Genomic DNA, 13,535 nt, shown 5'->3' on the forward strand with positions numbered 1-13,535 from the left:
CGCGGCGGTCGGGCGCGTACGCGAAGATGATGGGGATGAAGAAGATCATCATCGCCGATCTCTGAAGGAGGCCATGGGACTTTTCTCGCAGCGCAAGGACGAGGAGAGCACCTGGGCGGCGCTGCCCGGTGAACCGCGCGGGTCGCAGGACGCCGCCGATGTTCTGGATGCCGCGCCCGCGCTCGATCCGATGCAGGTGGGGCTGGGCGCCCAGTACACCTCGATCGTGTTCCCGGTCGCACCGCCGGCGCCCGACGCCGCCGAGGCATCGGATGCCGCGCCGAAGGATCCCGTCGAACCCGACCCGCACGTGCTGGGCCCCGGACTCCTGCCGACCCCGTTCACCGCCGACGAGATCCGGGATGCGGCGCGCGGCGGCAAGACGATCCGCATCCTCGTGGAGGAGCCGGACGGCACGACGGTTCACCGCGTCAACCGGTTCCGCGACCTCGACGATGAGGGCGCGACGCTGGAGCGATGGACCTCGGGCCCGACCGGGATCGTCCAGGGCGAGATCACGAGCTCGCGCGTCACCTGGCGCGAGCTGCAGGGGCATGCGACGTTCCGCGCCGAGCAGACGACGCTGTCGTCCGAGACCCTGGAGCTGCCGATCGGAAGCGTGGACTGCCTGCGCTACGAGGTGCGCGCCTCGGCGGATGCCGAACCCGATGTCTTCTGGTTCGCGACGGCGCATCCCGGGATGCCCGTTCGCTTCGAATCGCCGACGGATGCGGGCGTGCAGCGCACCACCGTCGTGAAGATCGAGCGCCCCTGATCCGTTCCGCACCGGCGCCCGTGCGGAACGATCTGCGAGGATGCATTCACGACAGACCGAGGGGACTGACCATGCCCACTGCCGACGAGGCATCCAGACTGCTGGGTCTCGCGCACCACACCCACGAGCGGGGCGACGGCCTGCTGCAGATCGCCGTGGACGTCAGTCTGCTCACCGGCGAGAAATCGTCGTTCGGCTCGGCAGGCAACACCGCGACGCACGACGAGAGCATCGGCTACTTCCTCGGCGAGGTCGAGAAGATCGGGTGGCGGCTGGAGTCCAGCGGCTTCACGTTCATCGAGAGCGGGGCGACGACCTCGGCGCGCATGTGGGGCACGGGCGAGGGCGTCGTGAATCACGGCGCCGTGGTCGGGTACTACGTGTTCCGACGGGCCTGAGGCCGCGCCGTCGCCCGTTACGGTTGAAGGATGACGATCACCGCCGCGGCAGACGGCTCCGCCCTCGGCAACCCCGGCCCGAACGGCTGGGCCTGGTACATCGACGACGCCAACTGGGCGGCGGGCGGATCACCGCACGGCACGAACAACCAGGGCGAGCTGCAGGCTGTGCTCGAGCTGCTGCGGGCGACCGCCGGAACGAACGAGTCGCTGCTGATCATGTGCGACAGCAAGTACGTGATCGACTCGATCACGAAGTGGATGCCGGGCTGGAAGCGCCGCGGATGGCGCAAGGCCGACGGCGCACCTGTGCTCAACCGCGACCTCATGGAGGCGCTGGACGGCGCAATGCAGGGCCGCGACGTGAAGTTCGCGTGGGTGAAGGGGCATGCGGGCCACGATCTGAACGAGGCCGCCGACGAGCGCGCGAACGCCGCCGCGAAGGCGTACCAGGCGAAGCGCGAGCCGAACCGCGGACCGGGGTTCGTGATGGGTGGCGGTTCGGACGCTTCGACAGGCTCAGCGACCGGACCGGCGAGCCCCGCGCCCGTCGCGACCCCTGAGCCTGTCGAAGAGTCGCGCGCACCGTCGTCGCAGCCGCTCTGGGCCGAGACGTCGTCGCTGTTCGACGATCTCGACGCATCTGAGCCCATCGAAGACCCCGAGGCATCCGCCATCGATCTGCACGTGACCCTCACGCCCGACGAGCACGCGCGCCTGCGCGACCGCGCCGTCGCGCAGAGCATCTCGCTCGAGCAGGCGCTGCGTCGCCTGATCTGAGTTCCGCTTCGACTCGTCCCCGCAGTTCGGCACTGCGCCGTCGCCAGTGATTCGGGCGCTCTGGTGCCGTAGGCTCCTGTCATGGATTCTCGCGCGCGCACCGTCTCCCGTGTTCTGCTCGGCGCATCGCTGGTGTTCGCCGGGGTCTCGCACCTCACATTCGCCCGCGACGAGTTTCAGGCCCAAGTGCCCGAGTCGGTGCCGCTCGACCCGGACACGACGGTGCTCGCATCGGGAGTGGTCGAGGTCGGACTGGGCGCGGCGCTGCTGTTCGCACGCAAGCGGCGAGGGCTGGTCGGCGTCATCGCTGCGCTCTTCTTCATCGCCGTGTTCCCCGGAAACATCGCCCAGTGGATGCATCACCGCGACGGGTTCGGTCTGAACACCGAGGTGAAGCGATTCGTCCGACTGTTCTTCCAGCCCGTCTTGGTCTGGATCGCCTTCTGGTCGACCCGGCGTTGACCGGCTCCGCCGCGCACGGCGGAGTTACGAACGCGGGGCGCCCAGCACCTCGCGCTCGAGACGGGAGAACGATTCCTCCATGCCGTCGGCCATGCCGGTGGCGAGGATCATGTCGCGGGTGTCCTTGTCGGGGTACTCGATGAGAACCGTGACGAGGGTGGCGCCGTCCTCTTCATAGAGGTTCAGGTCGTTGAGCGTCTCGATCGGCTGGCCCTGCATTCGCTCGGTGGTGACCGCGCGGCGCGGAGCGTCCACGAGCAGCACTTCACCCTCGAAGCCGAAGGGCTCGCCCTCGGTGTCGCCGACAGGCGCCCACGAGGTGCGGTAGCTGTCGCCGACCGTGGCGGAGACGCTGCACTCCGTCATCTCCCAGCCGTCCGGACCGAGCATCCACTGCCGGACGAGGTCGGGCTCGTGGTGAGCGCGCCAGACGAGCTCGCGCGGACCGTTCACGAGCCGGGTGATGCGCACGTGCGTGTCGTCGAGCAGCTCGACGCGGGTGCCCTTGCCCTCGGCGTACTCGCGCAGATCCTGCAGCACGGCGTCGATCTGGGCCATCGCCATCGTGGCGCCCTCGATCGCGCCCATCGAGATGATCTGCTCGAGCGCCTCGAGCGAGGTGAAGTGGCTGACGGTGACCATGCGCGTGCCGTCGGCGGTGGGCTCGAAGTGGAACTCCATCCGCATCGCCGGGAAGTCCTGGTTCGGGTTGCCCTCTTCATCCGCGAAGCCGTCGAGCACCTCGAATCCCTTGGGCTCGTCGATCGAGAGGAACTCCCAGTACCCCGACGACTTCTCGCCGCGCGGACCGGTCATCGAGTAGTTCGCGCGGCCGCCGACAGTGTGGTCCCAGGCGGTGAAGACGGCCGGCCATCCGGGAGGGCCCCAGAACCGCTCGAGCTGACGCGGGTCGCTGTAGGCGCTCCACACGCGCTCGACGGGCGCGGCGAAGTCGGCGGTGACGGTCATCGTCAGGTTCTCGGTGTCGGTGGTGACGTCGGTGACAGGCATTGCTCATACTCCTTCATTGGATTCAGCCAGCAGATCATCGAGGCGGGAGATGCGCGCCCGCCACAGCTCTTCGTATCGGGCCAGCAGCGCCCGAGCGCGCGCGATCATCTCGGGATTCGCGCGGACGAGCCGCTCGCGCCCCTCGGCGCGTTTGATGATGAGGCCGGCGGCCTCGAGGACGGCGACGTGCTTCTGCACCGCCGCGAAGGACATGTCGTAGTCGCCCGCGAGGGTCGACACCGACTGCTCCTCGGCGATCGTGCGGCGCAGGATGTCACGTCGTGTCGCCGTCGCCAGTGCGTGGAAGACACGGTCGATCTCCGTCTCGCTCAGTTCAGCTTGTGCAACCATTTGGTTGTACATTATGACGAGGCGGAGGGCCTGTCAAGGTGTCGGATGTCGGGAAAGTGTTCTCGTTGCACTAGCGGCCTTTTCGTTGCACTAGCTGATTTTCTCGCTGCACTAAATGCAACGAAATGCGCTGAGCCGCCGTCGCGGTGTCAATGGGAGGTACGATCGCGGTGACCCCGGACCCTGCTAGACGGTATGTAGCGACCTCCTTACTAGAAGAGGGCCACTACATATCGTCTAAACCGGCGGCCCGCGATGGACGGTCGGCGGCGCGGTCGCTCGTGTGGGCTACTGAGAGAGCTCACGATCTAGTCGGTCGAGGAGTACCTCGAGGGAGACTTCGAATTCTTCTTCACTGCGGTCCTCGCTGAGTAGAGACCGGAGCCGCTTCACCTCGGGAGCTTCGTCTAGTGAGACGTTGCCGTCCCGGTGGGGGATGGTCGCGTTACCCTCATCGAGTGGTTCTTCGACAGGCGCGGTTTGGGCTCCGCGGACGGAGGACTCGAGGAGGAGTTGTCCGAGGAGGAAGCTGCTGAAGGACCGGTAGGCGCCGACGGCCTGCGCGTCGGTGAATCCCTCCTCGATCAGTGCACTGAGGAACGTGTTGACGACTTCGATGCTGCGCAACGGCGGGCGCAGCCAGGGCGCTGCGGGGTGCCGGGTGGCGACCAGGGGGAAGGCGAGCGGGTGTTCGCTGGCGATCCGGCGCACCTCATGAGCGACCAGCTGCAGAAACGCTTGCCAGTGCTCCACCTTCTCCTTTTTCAACGTCGCGGTGAGGTCGCTCATCAGCAATGCCACCACACCCTCGAGAAGGTCTTCCTTGCCGTGCACGTAACGGTACAGCGACATCGCTTCCACGTTGAGTTGCTGTCCGAGCGCCCGCATTGACAGTCCTTGTGCGCCGGAGCGGTCGATGAGTTCGAGCGCGCTCTTCACGATCAGATCGCGGCTTAGCCGCGGTGATGACGATCCTGCAGTTTCTGTACTCACGCACGTACCTCCATGTCAATCCTCCTCCGGAATCAGCCCGCGACCACCAGCATTGTCGAACCAGAACGGCTTACGGTGTACGCTCAGACCAGGCTTACGACGTAAACACCCGATTGGCAAGTCCCACCCCTCACCTGCCGCTATCGCCGCGCGTCGGTGGGCGCACCCGAACGAGGAGACCTAATGCCGGATAGTCGCACACCCAACCCTTACGACCGCCCCGAACCGAACACGTCTTCCGGCACGGCTGGCGCTGCCGCGTACACCGTGACCGGTGGCGACACCACCCGGGAGCAGGTGCTGGCGCGGGAGAAGGAGCAGTTCGGTGGGATGAAGTTCGGTTCCGCGTTCTTCGGGTGGTTGACTGCCACCGGGACAGCGGTGATCCTGACCGCGCTGCTCGCCGCGACCGGCACCGCGATCGGTCTGGGAAACCAGGTCGACCCGAACCAGGCTGCCGACGCCGCCGCGGACAACGCCACCACCGTCGGCATCATTGGCTCCATCGTCTTGGCGGTCATTCTGCTCGTTGCGTACTTCTGCGGGGGGTACGTCGCCGGACGGATGGCGCGCTTCGACGGTGTCAAGCAGGGGGTCGCGGTCTGGCTGTGGGCGATCATCATCGCCGTGGTCCTCGCAATCGTCACCGCGATCGCGGGCGCCCAGTTCAACATCCTGGGGAACCTAAACAGCTTCCCCCGCATCCCGATCAACGAGGGCGACCTCACGGCCGGAAGCGTCATCACCGCCATCGTCGCCGCCCTCGTCGCCCTCGCCGGCGCCATCCTGGGCGGCCTTGCCGGGATGCGCTACCACCGCCGCGTCGATAAAGCCGGCCTCGGCCGCTAGCTCCCTGTCTCCATTCATCACTGATGTCCCGGGCGCCCGTCCCGGGGGAAGAGAGAACCAAAATGATTGACACCACCAACCTCAACGACCTCATCGGCGCCGACGTGTACGGCTCAGATGACCACAAGATCGGCTCCGTCGGTCAGGTCTACGTCGACTCCGAGGCGCAGACCCCCACCTGGGTGACCATCAAGACTGGCCTGTTTGGCACCTCCGAAACCTTTGCACCCCTCGATGACGCGTCCTTCGACGGCAACCAGGTCCGTGTCGCGTACACGAAGGACAAGGTCAAGGACGCCCCGCGGATCTCCAGCGACGGCACCATCAGCCACGAAGAAGAAGACGCGCTGTACGCCTACTACGGCAACGGCGCCCCCACCACCGCCTCTGACGCGCCCCTGTACGACCAAGACGCTAACCGCGGCGGCACAACCCCCGACACTCGCGAATCGACCGAGGGCTACGACGTGACAAATCCGACCACCGATGATGCGATGACCCGCTCCGAAGAGCAGCTGCACGTCGGCACCGAGAAGGTGGAGACCGGTCGGGCACGGCTGCGGAAGCACATCGTGACCGAGCAGGTCACCAAGACCGTCCCGGTCAGCCACGAAGAAGTCACCGTCACCCGGGAACCGATCACCGACGCCAACATCGGCGACGCGATGGCCGACGGGGACCTCACCTCGGAGGAGCACGAAGTGGTCCTCACCGGTGAGCGTGTCGTGACCAGCAAGGAAACCGTCCCGGTCGAGCGTGTCAGCCTCGGCACCGAGACGGTCACCGAGCAGCAGCAGGTCACCGAAGATGTGTCTCACGAAGAGATCGAGCTGGTCGACCCCGACACCGACAACCGTCCCTCGAAGTAGACCACCCCTGTCGTGCCGGTCAGTTCAGAGCGGGCTCCTGACCGGCACGGCCCCACCCCACTGAGCCCGCCCCGAGAAATGCAGTTCACTCCTGACCCCTCGAGCCCACTCGGTGTGTCAATCACCTATCTGAAAGAGAGTCATCACCGTGAATTTCCTCGAAGTGCTGCAGAACGGTTTGGCGGCAGTCGTCGCCTTCGTCCCGCTCGCCCTGCTGTTCCTGCTCATCCTGATCGTCGGCCTCATCGTCGCCAAGCTCATCTCCAAGGGCCTGGAAAAGCTACTGGAGAAGGTCGGGTTCGACCGGCTTGTCGAGCGCGGCGGTATCAAGAAGGCCCTCGCGAAGTCCAAGCTCGACGCCTCCGACATCGTCGCGAAGATCGTCTATTACACGCTGGTGCTGTTCGTGCTCCAGTTCGCATTCGGCGTCTTCGGACCGAACCCGGTCAGCGACCTCCTCGCCGGCATCATCGCATTCCTGCCGAAGATCATCGTCGCCATCATCATCATCGTCATCGCCGCCGCGATCGCCGCCGGCGCGAAGGGACTCATTCAGAACACCCTGGGCGGCCTGTCCTACGGAAAGATCCTCGGCAACATCGTCGCGATCTTCATCCTGTTCCTCGGGGTCACCGCCGCGCTGAACCAGATCGAGGTCGCTACGACCGTGACCACGCCGATCCTCATCGCGGTGCTCGCGATCATCGCCGGTGTGATCATCGTCGGTGCCGGTGGCGGGCTCATCAAGCCCATGCAGCAGCGCTGGGAAGCGATGCTGACCAAGGCGGAGGAAGAGGCCCCGAAGATCCAGCAGGAAGTCAGCAACGCGCCCAGCGTCGCTGAGCAGGCCAAGCAGGCAAAGGACCAGGTCCAGAACGCGACCCGCACCCAGCCGCAGCGTCCCCCGATGCCGCCGCGCGCCTGACCCTTTCCACACGACACCTGAGGCTGGTCCCGCCCCCCCGGCGGGGCCAGCCTCACCCCAACCGATGGGCCCCCATGCACAAGCTACTCCGCTTCCTCCCGATCCTTCTCCCGGTCGTGATGAAGTTTGTTCGTTCACGCCGCGGCGGAGACTCGTCCGGCACCACGTCTCGTCGACGCTGATGACCAGCCCGCCCGACGGTGCTGCCGGGATGGTGCGGCACGAGGAGCGCCTGGACGTCCACGTTGAGACTTTTCCGACGGAGACGGTGCGGATCGACAAGGTGGTCGTCACCGAGCAGCGCACCGTCACCATCGATGTGCGACGTGAGGAGCTGCGGATCACCCGCACACCCCTCGCCTCAGGCGGCTCCCCTCCCCATCCCGCGGCGCCGCGCACGACACCGCCGATCGTGATGATCCTGCGAGAAGAGCAGCCGGTCATCACCATGGCCATCGTTCCCGTGGAAAAAGTGACCGCGACTGTCACCGTTCACACCGCCGACCACCATCTTCGCGAATCGCTCCGCTGTGAGCGCATCGATGTGAGCACGCCACCCGCCTCCTGACTCCTTTCTCAGCTCACACGTCCCAGCGCTGCGCTCGAGCGGGAATCATCACCCCGGGTCCCCGCTCGACGCTACTTCGCGGTCGACCTGCAGCTTCTGTGCGCAAGGAGTGGGCGGACGAGTTAGCGGATGTGGAGGGCGGCCGGCTGCACGGTCACGGTGAACGCGTGGGTGTCTCCGATCTGCTCACCGTCGATCTCGAACGGGCGCGGTTCGGGGAGGGTCACTTCCAGTTTCCGGGCGCGTGCGTGGGTGACCGTGTCGGTGCTGGTGGTCTCGTCAGTGTTGCCGATCAGGCGCTTCAAACCGTTGTCCCACAGCATCGTCTTCACCGTTCCCGCCCACTGCGCGATCCCCTCCGCGCTGAGCAGCAGATAGTCCAGTTGCCCGTCGGAAGGGTCCGCGTCCGGGAGCAGGGTGAACCCGCCCTGCAGGGTGCCGCAGTTAGCGATCAGCAGTGTGTGGCCTTCCTCGTCGCGGCCGGGCTGGTCATCGGCGGTGATGTGGAACGGCACGATATCGGAGGCGGCGAGGGCGCGGCCGAGGGATTCGGCGTAGGCCAGCCAGCCGGCTTTGTCTTTGAGATCGTCGTTGGTTTCAGCGATCATGTGCGCGTCGATCCCGAATCCGACCATCACCACGAACCCGTGCCGCTCATGCCCGCCAGCGAGGTCTACGTCCACCCAGCCGATATCTACCGGGCGCGCGTGCCCTGTGAGAGCGCGGGTGAACGCGGCCGGGATGTCGTTTAACGGGATGTCGAGGTTGCGGGCCAGTAAATTCCCTGTTCCCAGGGGCACGATTCCCATCTCTAGGGAGGTGTCGATTCCGGCGAGGTGTTCGGCGACGGCGCGTACCGTGCCATCTCCGCCGGCAACCACCACCAGATCGGGATTCCATTCAACGGCCCGGCCGGTAGCGCCCCCGCCTGGGTCGTCCTCGGTGGTTTCCCACCAGAAAACCTCAGGTGTGGGGGCGTCGGTGAGGGCGGCGTGAAGGCCCTCGGTGAGGGTGTCCTGGTCGGTTTTGGAAGGGTTCCACACGATCGCCAGGCGACGCGTCATCGAGCACTCCTCTATGCGGACGACCGAGCGAGGGGCGGGACGCAAGATCGCATCCTCACCCCTCTCGTGCGGCCCGGGTGGTTGCCTATTCGGCGTGTTCGTCTTCTTCGGGTTCGAAGGTGGACGAGGTGCCCGTGTGGCCGGCGGCGACGCCGCCGGGGTGGTTAGGGATGGTGCCATCCGCACCGAGCCCGTCGGGCTTTGTGGTGCCCTCTGGGTCGTGGGTGGGCACTTCCACGTCCGGTCCCTCGAGCGAGTTCTCGTCCGAGAGTGGCTTGTCGTGGTCGGTCATGATCTGCTCCTTCGCAGGCGAGCGGGGGTGGGGTGTGGGAGGAAGGGAGCACCTTTCTCCCACGGGACGTATTACTTGACTTCGTCCTTGACGTTCTCCACGCCCTTTTTCACCTTCGCGTCGGCCTGGTCAGCGATACCCTCGGCAGCGAGCTTGTCGTTGTCGGTGGCGTTGCCGATCTTCTCCTTGGCCTTCCCGGTGGCGTCCTGGGCGGCGTTCTTGATCTTGTCGTCGAGTCCCATGAGCGGGTCTCCCTTCTTCTCGCGAGCTCGCGCCGCGGGTGCGGCGTGAGTGGTCACTTCTCGTCAGTGTCGATGACGGCGTCTTCTGCGGCGGCCATCGCCGCAGCCCCCTCTTCAGGCGATTCGGACCCGGCAGCGGCAGCGGTGTTGTCGTCCGTGGCGTCGTCGTGATCCTCGGATGCTTTTGAGCTGTTCTTGTCGTGCGATGCGTCGTGCATGCGTTCTCCTGACTAGGCGCTGTGCTATAGCCGAGGGCGGCGGATCCGCCGAGGCCGGGATTAGCGGTGTGTGAGGCGTCGCAGGAGCCCGGCGACGGGTCGCTGCTGTTCACCCTGCTGAGCGCCGAGCACGATGAGTACTCCGGTGAGGGCGGGGAGCACCCATTGCAGGATTCGCTGCTGACGCTGAACGGCAGCAAGTTCGTCCGATGCGTCCGGGTTCGGTTCGGTGACGCCTTTGCCGCCTTCGTCGGCGTGCTTGCTGATCTTCGTTCCAAGGATCCCCGCGTATAAGGTGGCGGCGGCCGCGGCGATGGTGACGGCGAGCTTCACCTTCGTGTTGGTTCGGGCTTCGGGTTGGGATGCCAGTCTGCTCTTGTTCCCGAGGATCAGGCCTGCCCCGCCGGTTCCGTGCACGAGGATCGCGGCGAGCTGGATTGGCGCCCACCGTGCCCAGCCGAGCGAGGAGAGACGGAGTCGTTCTGCGGGGTCTTTCGCTTTCGCGGTTGCACCATTCAGTCCCACCGCACCCATCAGGGTTCCGCCGAACCAGGCGGCAAGTCCGAGGTCGTGCATTGAGCGTACGAGCGTGTTGCGTCCAGCCATAGTGTGCGTCCTATCCAGGGGTGTGGGGTGTTGTGAGGTCAGGCTTTGGACTTGCGTCCGACGATGAGGCCGTAGATGAGCAGGACGAGGATCGATCCGCCGATGGCGAGCAGCCAGGTTTGCAGGGAGAAGAAGTCCTGCAGGGGGGCGTTGAAGATCAGTCCGCCCAGCCATCCGCCCAGAAGGGCGCCGACCACGCCCAGGAGGAGGGTGATCAGCCAGCCGCCGCCCTGTTTGCCGGGGAGGATGAGTTTCGCGATGGCGCCGGCGATGAGGCCGAGAAGCAGGAAGCCGAGGAATCCCATGATGTGTCCTTCGTGTAGGTGGTGGGGGTAGTTAGTTGCGGCGGGTGAGGGTGGTGATCAGGGCGAGGAGGCCAGCGAGGGAGGAGGCCGATGGTGACCGTCCGGGTGGGGTTGTGCGCGTACGTGTCCGCACCCAGCCGACCCCCGCCGCCACACCCTGCTGTGCCCGATCTACAGCTGCCGAAATGGCGGCGCTGATTTCTGCGGTCGTGGAGCCGACTGCTTCCGATGCTCGTTCCCCACTGTTGTAGTCGGGGTCGTTCTCGTCGTGGGTACTCATGGTTGTGCCTGCCTACTTGTTGAGCGCGCGAGTGAGCTTCCGGCTGCCTCGCCTACTTGTTGCGCGGGCTGTGCGGCGTGCGGAGCGCACCCCGGGGCTGTTCCACGCCTTCTTCGCGTTCTTTTTGATGGTGCGGTAGCGGCTGCGTCCGGCGCGCGCGCCGAAGGTGTACGCGCCGAACGCGATCGCCGCGACAAGCAGGATGCGTAGATAGGGCATCGGTGGTTCTCCTTTCCGGGGAGCCGAGGTCAGGCGAGGCGGCGTTCGTCGTGCGCGAGTTTGGCGCGCAGTCCGGAGTGCACGGAGATGTAGGTGGGGGTGTCTTTGCCGGTCAGGGTGGCGAGGTTGGTGACCAACTGGTCCACGTCCTTCACGACTTGCCGGGGTGAGGTGTTCTGCCTCGGGGTGACGCTGATGTGCATCACCGGCTGCTTGCGGATGTCGTTGGCGGTGACGGAGGAGAACAGGATCTCGTCCCGCTGGTTCAGGGAGTGCTTCAGCGCATCGGAGACGAACGATTCCTGCACGGTGACCCGTCCCAGAGGGGACTGGGAGCCGGTGGAGCGCAGGACCGTGTGGGTGCGGCCCCCGCCAATGCGGGTGAGAGCGACGATCAGCAGGATCACTAGGAAAACGATCAGCACCAGCGCGGCGATCGCGATCCAACTGACCGCGGTCGCACCGATCAGTGTCTGATCGACGACGCCCTCCAGCCAGGACTGTCCGGCCTCGGTCGCGCCCGTCCAGTACTCGGTCGCGGCCGGCCAGACGATGATGGTCACCAGCACGGCACCGATGGCGAGGAAGAGCAGCCCGACGATGAACAGGACAATCCTGTTCAGGGCGCGGTTGGTGCGGTTCATTGCTCGTCCTCGTTCTGTTTCGGGCGCACGACGCGGACCCGGGGCTTCAGTGTGGGGGTGAGCTCGTAACTGTCCACCTCGGTTTGCACGATCGACTTCAGCGGGGCGGCATCCAGCGGGATACCGAGGCCGGGCCGGAGGGTGACATCGACGGTGCGGTGGGACACGCCGACGGTGATGTCCTCCCGGGACAGTCCGGTCTCTTCGCTGAGGTGCTGCGCGACGGACGCGGCGATGACCCCGTTATCGACCAGGACCGCGCGTTCCCCGAACTGCATCTGGTGCTTGGAGAGACGCCCAGGGGCGAGGGCGAGGAACAGGAACACGAACCCGATGATCGCGAGGACCACACCGGCAAGGATGATGATCCAGCCGGGACGTTCGGTGGGCAGCCCGATCAGGAACCCGGCTTGCGCTGCCGGGCCGAGAAGCAGCGCCGGCTGGGCGAGGAGGTACAGGACGATCTCGGTGCCCAGGTAGGTCAGGACGAGGATCATCAGCACTACGGCGATGATCATCGCGACGGTGCGGGGGGAATGCGATTCCCGGCGCAAGACGCGCCGGAAGGCGGGGCTGCTCATCTCACTCGTTTCTGCTCGGCGATCACAGCGCCGGTGATGGTGACATTTACCCGGGTGACCTCGCGGCCGGTGATCTGCCCGATCCGGTCCCGTAGCTGCTCCTGGACCCGCGCGACACGCTCCAGTACCGGGGTGCCGGCGGTGATCGCGGCTGTGTCTTCCAGGTTCGGGATCGGAAGGGGGGTGCGGATGGTGACCGCCATCCCACCGCGCGCCTCGGCGACGTCAATGTTCACGTCGCTACGGTCCACCTTCAGGGTGGTCGCGGCGGTTTCTTCGGCGATCTTGACCAGGACGCGCTCTTTCACGGTGATCCGCCCCGGGGCCGCCCCGGCGGCGACCCGCTGGGGGTCTCCGCCGGGGTGACCGGCTCCTGCCGCGACCATTACGAGGTGCGCCGGCCGGAGAACGCGTTCGCGAGGCCGCGGACGTCGAGCTTGCCCGACACGACTCGGCCCACGAGCGCACCGATCCCCATGAACAAGGCGACCAGGAGGAATCCCCAGAACCCGAACAGCAGGATCGACACGGCAAGGATGACGCCCAGCAGGGCGCCGGTCACGGTCGGGCTCATGAGACGCGCGACTCTTCCTCGTTCTTGTCGTCCGAGGGCAGGTGCACGTCGTTGACCTCGACGTTGACCTCGACGACCTCGAGTCCGACCAGCGAGCTGATCGCGCCGGCGACTGCGGCGCGGACATTGGAGGCGACGTCCTGCACGGGCATCGGGTACTCCACGACGATGGTGATGTCGGCGGCGGCCTGGGTCTCGCCGACCTCGACCTTGACGCCCTGGGCCTTGTCGTCCGCGTTCACGACGTTACGGATCGCGCCGAGCGCGCGGGCTCCGCCGCCACCGAGCGCGTACACGCCGGGAACCTCACGGGCAGCGATACCGGCAACCTTGGCCACCACACCGTCGGCGATGGTGGTGGTGCCGGCGGCGGACTCGTCACCGGCCGGGCGGGGAGCGAAGGAACGGTCGACCCGGGAACCGGTGGCCGGCTTGGGCGCGGCGGGAGTGGTGGGAGCAGCGGGGTTCAGGTCTTCAGCCATGGGAATCCTCTAACGGTAGTGATGAGGCACACAACGGTCTGGTCGGC

Annotated in this window: 23 protein-coding genes; 8 read left to right on the top strand and 15 right to left on the bottom strand. The window is 66.2% G+C overall.

Features of this window, described 5'->3' with window-relative positions; genetic code table 11:
- Positions 1-73: 73 nt before the first annotated feature.
- The 4 genes from HWX58_RS09115 (at position 74) to HWX58_RS09130 (ending at position 2,415) form a co-directional block, all read left to right on the top strand.
- On the top strand, positions 74-775 hold the full coding sequence (locus HWX58_RS09115; protein WP_250646179.1) for a hypothetical protein: 702 nt from the start codon (positions 74-76) through the stop codon (positions 773-775).
- 71 nt (positions 776-846) lie between these two features.
- Complete coding sequence (locus HWX58_RS09120; RefSeq protein WP_175987181.1) at positions 847-1,173, top strand: hypothetical protein; 327 nt, start codon at positions 847-849, stop codon at positions 1,171-1,173.
- A 30-nt stretch (positions 1,174-1,203) separates the two neighbouring features.
- On the top strand, positions 1,204-1,953 hold the full coding sequence (locus HWX58_RS09125) for a ribonuclease H family protein (protein ID WP_175987183.1): 750 nt from the start codon (positions 1,204-1,206) through the stop codon (positions 1,951-1,953).
- An 81-nt stretch (positions 1,954-2,034) separates the two neighbouring features.
- Positions 2,035-2,415, top strand: coding sequence for a DoxX family protein (locus tag HWX58_RS09130; RefSeq protein WP_175987185.1), 381 nt, complete (start codon positions 2,035-2,037; stop codon positions 2,413-2,415).
- A 24-nt stretch (positions 2,416-2,439) separates the two neighbouring features.
- Here the strand turns inward: HWX58_RS09130 and HWX58_RS09135 are convergent, their stop codons facing one another.
- From HWX58_RS09135 to HWX58_RS09145, 3 genes are all read right to left on the bottom strand, one after another.
- The gene (locus HWX58_RS09135) at positions 2,440-3,426 is read right to left on the bottom strand and encodes an SRPBCC family protein (protein WP_175987188.1); all 987 of its coding nucleotides are present in this window, start codon (positions 3,424-3,426) and stop codon (positions 2,440-2,442) included.
- 3 nt (positions 3,427-3,429) lie between these two features.
- A complete protein-coding gene (locus HWX58_RS09140) occupies positions 3,430-3,777 on the bottom strand; it encodes an ArsR/SmtB family transcription factor (RefSeq protein WP_175987190.1) in 348 nt (115 codons plus the stop codon).
- 288 nt (positions 3,778-4,065) lie between these two features.
- On the bottom strand, positions 4,066-4,716 hold the full coding sequence (locus HWX58_RS09145) for a TetR/AcrR family transcriptional regulator C-terminal domain-containing protein (protein WP_227529837.1): 651 nt from the start codon (positions 4,714-4,716) through the stop codon (positions 4,066-4,068).
- Between the two features lie 237 nt (positions 4,717-4,953).
- Between HWX58_RS09145 and HWX58_RS09150 the strand changes: the two genes are divergently transcribed.
- The 4 genes from HWX58_RS09150 to HWX58_RS09165 all read left to right on the top strand — a co-directional run bounded on the left by HWX58_RS09150 (position 4,954) and on the right by HWX58_RS09165 (position 7,981).
- Positions 4,954-5,619: a hypothetical protein gene (locus HWX58_RS09150; protein WP_227529836.1), complete on the top strand. Its 666-nt coding sequence runs from the start codon at positions 4,954-4,956 to the stop codon at positions 5,617-5,619.
- A 62-nt stretch (positions 5,620-5,681) separates the two neighbouring features.
- Positions 5,682-6,488, top strand: coding sequence for a DUF2382 domain-containing protein (locus tag HWX58_RS09155; protein ID WP_175987194.1), 807 nt, complete (start codon positions 5,682-5,684; stop codon positions 6,486-6,488).
- A gap of 148 nt (positions 6,489-6,636) precedes the next feature.
- Positions 6,637-7,413: a mechanosensitive ion channel family protein gene (locus tag HWX58_RS09160; protein WP_175987196.1), complete on the top strand. Its 777-nt coding sequence runs from the start codon at positions 6,637-6,639 to the stop codon at positions 7,411-7,413.
- Between the two features lie 181 nt (positions 7,414-7,594).
- Positions 7,595-7,981 (top strand): YsnF/AvaK domain-containing protein, encoded by a 387-nt coding sequence (locus HWX58_RS09165; RefSeq protein ID WP_217702967.1) that lies wholly within the window; start codon positions 7,595-7,597, stop codon positions 7,979-7,981.
- A 122-nt stretch (positions 7,982-8,103) separates the two neighbouring features.
- Here HWX58_RS09165 and HWX58_RS09170 read toward each other — a convergent pair whose 3' ends face one another.
- The 12 genes from HWX58_RS09170 to HWX58_RS09225 all read right to left on the bottom strand — a co-directional run bounded on the left by HWX58_RS09170 (position 8,104) and on the right by HWX58_RS09225 (position 13,488).
- A complete protein-coding gene (locus HWX58_RS09170) occupies positions 8,104-9,045 on the bottom strand; it encodes a diacylglycerol/lipid kinase family protein (protein WP_175987200.1) in 942 nt (313 codons plus the stop codon).
- A gap of 85 nt (positions 9,046-9,130) precedes the next feature.
- Positions 9,131-9,337, bottom strand: a complete 207-nt coding sequence (locus tag HWX58_RS09175; RefSeq protein WP_126893728.1) for a hypothetical protein — start codon at positions 9,335-9,337, stop codon at positions 9,131-9,133.
- A 71-nt stretch (positions 9,338-9,408) separates the two neighbouring features.
- Positions 9,409-9,579, bottom strand: a complete 171-nt coding sequence (locus HWX58_RS09180) for a CsbD family protein (protein ID WP_126893758.1) — start codon at positions 9,577-9,579, stop codon at positions 9,409-9,411.
- A 53-nt stretch (positions 9,580-9,632) separates the two neighbouring features.
- Positions 9,633-9,797, bottom strand: coding sequence for a hypothetical protein (locus tag HWX58_RS15105; RefSeq protein WP_153245000.1), 165 nt, complete (start codon positions 9,795-9,797; stop codon positions 9,633-9,635).
- A gap of 60 nt (positions 9,798-9,857) precedes the next feature.
- Entirely contained in the window at positions 9,858-10,403 is a 546-nt protein-coding gene (locus tag HWX58_RS09190; RefSeq protein ID WP_175987202.1) for a hypothetical protein, read from the bottom strand.
- Positions 10,404-10,441: 38 nt separating this feature from the next.
- On the bottom strand, positions 10,442-10,708 hold the full coding sequence (locus tag HWX58_RS09195; RefSeq protein WP_175987204.1) for a GlsB/YeaQ/YmgE family stress response membrane protein: 267 nt from the start codon (positions 10,706-10,708) through the stop codon (positions 10,442-10,444).
- Positions 10,709-11,000: 292 nt separating this feature from the next.
- The gene (locus tag HWX58_RS09200) at positions 11,001-11,207 is read right to left on the bottom strand and encodes a hypothetical protein (RefSeq protein WP_175987206.1); all 207 of its coding nucleotides are present in this window, start codon (positions 11,205-11,207) and stop codon (positions 11,001-11,003) included.
- A 29-nt stretch (positions 11,208-11,236) separates the two neighbouring features.
- Positions 11,237-11,851, bottom strand: a complete 615-nt coding sequence (locus HWX58_RS09205; protein WP_175987208.1) for an Asp23/Gls24 family envelope stress response protein — start codon at positions 11,849-11,851, stop codon at positions 11,237-11,239.
- The gene (locus HWX58_RS09210; protein ID WP_175987210.1) at positions 11,848-12,432 is read right to left on the bottom strand and encodes a DUF2189 domain-containing protein; all 585 of its coding nucleotides are present in this window, start codon (positions 12,430-12,432) and stop codon (positions 11,848-11,850) included. The genes HWX58_RS09205 and HWX58_RS09210 overlap by 4 nt, the downstream gene beginning before the upstream one ends.
- Entirely contained in the window at positions 12,429-12,740 is a 312-nt protein-coding gene (locus HWX58_RS09215) for an NTP pyrophosphohydrolase (protein WP_175987212.1), read from the bottom strand. Before HWX58_RS09215 ends, HWX58_RS09210 begins: the two co-directional genes overlap by 4 nt.
- Before the next feature lie 77 nt (positions 12,741-12,817).
- Positions 12,818-13,006, bottom strand: coding sequence for a DUF2273 domain-containing protein (locus tag HWX58_RS09220; RefSeq protein ID WP_058632868.1), 189 nt, complete (start codon positions 13,004-13,006; stop codon positions 12,818-12,820).
- Positions 13,003-13,488 carry an Asp23/Gls24 family envelope stress response protein gene (locus HWX58_RS09225; protein WP_126893720.1) on the bottom strand — a complete coding sequence of 162 codons (486 nt, stop codon included), beginning with the start codon at positions 13,486-13,488 and terminating at the stop codon, positions 13,003-13,005. Before HWX58_RS09225 ends, HWX58_RS09220 begins: the two co-directional genes overlap by 4 nt.
- Positions 13,489-13,535: the final 47 nt, after the last annotated feature.

The organism is Microbacterium tenebrionis (genome assembly GCF_903645325.1).
GTDB lineage: Bacteria > Actinomycetota > Actinomycetes > Actinomycetales > Microbacteriaceae > Microbacterium > Microbacterium tenebrionis.